The organism is uncultured Meiothermus sp. (genome assembly GCF_937863175.1).
GTDB lineage: Bacteria > Deinococcota > Deinococci > Deinococcales > Thermaceae > Meiothermus.
Genome location: NZ_CALMCQ010000043.1, coordinates 1 through 4,960, shown reverse-complemented (window position 1 = coordinate 4,960; position 4,960 = coordinate 1). Strand labels below are relative to the sequence as shown.

The following is a 4,960-nucleotide window of genomic DNA, read 5'->3' as shown; positions in this document are numbered from 1 at the left end:
ATTCGCCCGCTGGTGGCAGTCCACGCACATGGCCGGGCTCGCCAGAACCCCTCCCTGGTAGGTATCGCCTTTGCGTTCATAGGCAGCCCAGGCCCAGTCGCCTGCGGTGCTGCTGCGTTTTTGCATAACCCAGATATGGGTCACCACCAGACTGGTGGGATCGGTGCGTTCCTTGACAAAAATAGTTCCTGGCGCAAAGGGCAGACTGTAGCCGCCGCCCGCCGCCAGGAGCCGTTCCGGGGTCAGGTTGACATAGACATCCTTACCCAGCGGGTGTGCCCCGGCAGTGTTGATTTTGCTGACATTCACCCGGGTCCACCCCGCATATCCACGGATATTTTCTGCCAGGCTCGCCACCTGGGCCAGCACCACCCCCGCTGCCAACAGCCCGACCAACAACATCCACTTTTTCATGGGTTCCCTCCCGGAGTTCAGGTTATCCAGGCTCGGGACGGATTTGTGTATCGAACTTAACACAGAGCCGACGCTGCATGGTCCGGCAGCGGGCTGTGCTAGACTGGAAAATCGCACCATCGGTTATGATCCGGTGGCGCGGCAAAGGGAACTGCGGGCCTAACTTGAAGAAGAGTGCTCTAAAATGGCATTGGCTTTGAAAGACCCGGAACCATCCCTGGAATCCACCTCGAGGCTGCGGCGCATCCTGCTAACCCTCGAGTATGACGGCACCCACTTTGCCGGGCTGCAAACCCAGGCCCGGGGGAAGCCTCCGCCCTTCGTCCCTTCCGCCGAAGGGGATAGCGGTAGGTTGAAAGTCAGGCCGGTGCGCACCGTGCAGCAGGTACTCGAGGCAGCTTTGGGCAAAATCCCTGGCACAAAGCCTCGAATCTGGGCCAGCGGCCGCACCGACGCCGGGGTGCATGCCATTGCCATGCCGGTGCATTACGACACCGAAGACAGCATCCCCACCGAGAAAATCCCCTATGCCCTCAACAGCCTGCTGCCAGCGGACATTCGGGCCATTGCGGCCCAGGAGGTGTCCGCCGATTTTCATGCCCGCAAAAGCTGCCACTGGCGCGAGTACCGCTACCGTATCGCCCAACGCCGGATGCCGCCAGCCCTGGAGCGCACTCGGGCCTGGTGGATTCCCCACTCCCTCAACCTGATTCCCATGCGCCATGCGCTGGAATACCTGCCCGGCACCCACGATTTCAGGGCTTTTGCCATCAAAGAAGAGCGCACCACCATCCGGCAAATCTTCCGTACCCATCTGGAAGTGTGGCCCACGGAGGGCGGGCGGGAAATATGGATTGAGTTTGTGGGTTCGGGATTTCTGCGCGGACAGGTGCGCAGCATGGTGGGCACGCTGGTAGAGGTAGGGTTGGGCAAGCGCGACTCGAGTTCCATTGCAGCCTTGCTCGAGGGCGGTACCCGCAAAGACGCAGGCGTTACGGCTCCCGCCCATGGCCTCTACTTTGTACGCGCTGGCTACCAGCCCTACCGCCAGTAAAACCGGAGGTAGAGCCGCACCGCCTCTACCGGAGCCCTGGAGAGGTCTACTCCCAGGCGCAACTGGTCATTCCAGCTATACGCGGTTCCGATTAGCAGTTTGCGCGGCTCCTGCAACCAGGCCAGGAACCGCTCCTCGGGCAGGAAGGGGCTATTCTCGCCCAGATAATCCCATTCGGGGTTCCACCACAAAAGCAGTTCAAAACGGCTTCGATCCAGGGTCTCTATCCAGACCTGGGTCTGGGGATCACAGGGACACTGCAAAACAAAGGCCAGAGCCTGCCCCGAGGGAAGCGGCAGGGAAGCGCTACTCCAGAATCCCCGATCCGACTGCCAGAAAATCCCCACCTCCTGACCCTGCAACCCCACCCTGGGATGGAGGCTCAAGGTGGACTCCAGTTCCCCCAGACCCGTGGGCACCTGCACAATTTCGACAAAAGTACCCAGCTGGAACAGGCCTGCACTGGCCCCCACAAAACCCTGACCCCCCGCAAACCCCGGACTGGGCAGGTAGGCCATTTCGACCCCCAGCCCAGGCATCTCGGCTGAACTATACCGGGCAAATACCCCCCACCGCCCGTCCCGTCCCACCAGGGTATCGTCCCAGGGGCCGCTATACTCTCGACGCTTACCCAGACTCAGGCTGAACTCCGCCAGATCCACCTGGGCATAGGCTTCCAGAAGTCCAAGCTGCACTACCGATTCGTACCACAGGCCCAGATCGGCTCGGATTTCGACCCCCTCCCACCGGGTCTGGGCCAGCAAACGTCCGCCCAGTGCCACCCCCGGCTCCAGCAGGGCGGGCTGGTTTAGAACCCCGTTACGACTCAGGCCAAACTGCACCAGCCCCGAGGGCTGCAGACAGACCACCTTTTCTTCTGGAGCCAGACAGCCCCACCAAACCCTGAACTCGGAACCGTTCTGCGCAAAAACTGGCTGCAACAAGGCTAAAAAACACACCCATAGCACACGACGCATTCCAATACCATACCGCCCATCCCGCCCAAACCCGGGCCGAAATCCACACCTATTTACCCAAACCCCCACCCCCGGAGGTCAAGCCAAAGCCCACTAGAGCCTGCTGCGCGGGTCGAGCGCATCCCGCAGGCCATCTCCCAGGTAGTTGAAGGCCAGCACCGTCAGAAAGATCATGAAACCCGGCGCCAGGGCCAGCCAGGGTGCAGAAAAGATGTATTCCTGGGCCTTGGTGAGCATGTTGCCCCAGGTTGCTACCGGCGGCTGGATGCCGAAGCCCAAAAACGAGAGGGCGGCTTCGGTCAGTATAGCCCCCCCGATGGCCAGGGTAGCGTTCACGATCAAGGGAGCCAGGGTATTGGGCACCAGATGGCGGAACATGATTCGGGCCTCCCCGGCCCCCAGGGCCTGGGCGGCGGTGGTGAAGTCCTGTTCGCGCAAGCTCAGCACAGCCCCCCGGATCAGACGACCGGTTCCAATCCAGCCAAACAGCACAATAATCGTGATGATGATAACGACCGAGGCCGACTCGCCAAAAACGCTATCGGCCCACTGGCCCACCACCCCCTGGGTATCCCGCAACAGCGCCGAGAGTACCAGCAGCAGGGGAAGCTCGGGGATGGTCAGCATAAAGTCCATGAAGCGCGAAATTACGACGTCCAGGTCGAGTCTACCCTGGCCAAAAAGACCCCATCCGGCAATGAATAGCACCGCACCCCAGACCAGCACCAGACCCAGCAGCGAGAGGACATTGTTGAGAGAAACCGTGCCGGCAAACAAGGCTTGCACATTGGAACCAGATAGAATCCAGGCCAGGTCGGCCACCAGAAAAAGCAGCAAGTACAGCAAAAACCAGGACACCACCCGCCACACCGCAAAGGGCCAGGGGTTCCAGCCACCCGCCTGCCTGAGCAGGGGGCCGGCATAAAAGCGCAGCGGTCTACCGGAGAAGTACCCCGCGATCACACCCAGGGTGGTTCCCAGCAAGGCAGCTGCAAAAGCAGCCACAAACCCTACCAGAAGGGATATCTGCGCCCCGTAGATAATGCGCGAGAGTACGTCGCGGCCCAGCTCGTCGGTGCCCAGCCAGTGTTCAGCCGAGGGGCCCCGGAAGTAGTAGTCGGCCAGGTTTTCGCCGGTGGGCTGGGCAGTGGGGCTGTAGGGCGCGATCCAGGGGGCAAAAATTGCCATCAGCACCAGAGCGATCACCACTCCAAGCGAAACCATGGCGGCCTTATGCTTTTTGAACCGACGCCAGGCCAGCGACCAGGTGGACTGGGGTTTTTGTGGGGAAGTAGATGAGACAGCAGCCATAAAACCCCCTAACTATAGCGGATGCGAGGGTCCACCACCGCATACATCAGATCGGCCAACAGGTTGAAGGTTGCGGTGAGCAACGCCAGGAACGCCAGCGCGGCCATTGCCACGTTGTAATCTTTCTCCACCAGGGAGTCGAAAATGGCCCGCCCCATGCCAGGATAGGAGAAAATCGTCTCGGTGATGACTGCACCCCCGAAAACTCCCGGAATCGCCAGCCCTACCAGCGTCACAATCGGAATCAGGGCGTTGCGCAGGGCGTGCTTGTAGAGCACGATCCGCTCGCCCAACCCCTTGGCTCGAGCCGTGCGGACGTAGTCCTGGTTCAGAACCTCGAGCAAACTGGCCCGCATGTAGCGCGTCCAGGCCGCCATCTGGATGGTCGAAAGCGCCAGCACGGGCAAAACCAGCTTAAAGACCCAGTCCCCGATAAACTGGAAAAAGCTGATCTCTCCACTGGTGACCTGCACCCACTGGAAATCGGAGATACTTTGTACGGGGAAGCGCGGGAACCAGGGTAACTGTTCGGGTAGCCAGACCGCAAAGACAAACAACAACAGAATTCCCAAAAAGAATACCGGCATTGAAAAGCCGACAAAGGACATAAAGGTGATGGCATAATCGGCCCGGCTATACTGCCGAACCGCCGAAAAAATGCCCACCGGGATGGCCACCAGCAAAGCCAGGGTTAGCGCTGCGCCCGAAAGGATGAGGGTACGGGGCAACCGCTGGCAAAAAACCAGTTGCGCAGCGGGGGAAGCGTAGGTGCGGGACTGCCCAAAGTCGCCCTGCAGGGCCCGTCCAAGCCACTTGAAATAGCGCACATAAACAGGCTGGTCGAGGCCATAGGCCCGGCGAAGCTGCTCGAGCTGCTCGGCGGTGATGCGGGGGTTCTGCTGGCGCAACTCATCGAGCGGGTCGCCAGGCTGTAGAGCCAGCAAAGTGAAAATGACTACAGAGGCTGCAAACAATAGCGGAATCATTTGCAGGATTCGGCGCATGGTGTAAGTAAACACTCCCCTATTTTACTGCCCCATCCCCTTTTTTGTATCTATCCGGCCCCTGGCCGAAACATCCACCAACCGGTGGATTGACCCGCCGCACACTACCCAGCCCCCTCCAGGTGGAGGGGGCTGGAGAAAAACCACCGGGGGGGCTATCGGATGCGTTGGCCGTACCGGGCCTGGTCGTAGACCTTTTG

General features: G+C 60.5%; 5 protein-coding genes. 1 reads left to right on the top strand and 4 read right to left on the bottom strand.

Features of this window, described 5'->3' with window-relative positions:
* On the bottom strand, positions 1 to 414 hold a 414-nt coding region (locus Q0288_RS01845; RefSeq protein ID WP_299426288.1), incomplete at its 3' end, for a cytochrome P460 family protein.
* 235 nt (positions 415 to 649) lie between these two features.
* On the opposite strand from Q0288_RS01845, the gene truA reads away from it, so the two are divergent.
* Positions 650 to 1,468 carry a tRNA pseudouridine(38-40) synthase TruA gene (truA, locus tag Q0288_RS01840; RefSeq protein WP_299426291.1) on the top strand — a complete coding sequence of 273 codons (819 nt, stop codon included), beginning with the start codon at positions 650 to 652 and terminating at the stop codon, positions 1,466 to 1,468.
* On the opposite strand, the gene Q0288_RS01835 is transcribed toward truA, so the two are convergent.
* The 3 genes from Q0288_RS01835 to Q0288_RS01825 form a co-directional block, all read right to left on the bottom strand.
* Entirely contained in the window at positions 1,456 to 2,337 is an 882-nt protein-coding gene (locus Q0288_RS01835) for a hypothetical protein (RefSeq protein ID WP_299426285.1), read from the bottom strand. The genes truA and Q0288_RS01835 overlap by 13 nt on opposite strands.
* 201 nt (positions 2,338 to 2,538) lie before the next feature.
* Entirely contained in the window at positions 2,539 to 3,756 is a 1,218-nt protein-coding gene (locus Q0288_RS01830; RefSeq protein WP_299426282.1) for an ABC transporter permease, read from the bottom strand.
* Between the two features lie 8 nt (positions 3,757 to 3,764).
* Positions 3,765 to 4,775, bottom strand: coding sequence for an ABC transporter permease (locus tag Q0288_RS01825; protein WP_299426279.1), 1,011 nt, complete (start codon positions 4,773 to 4,775; stop codon positions 3,765 to 3,767).
* Between the last annotated feature and the right edge of the window lie 185 nt (positions 4,776 to 4,960).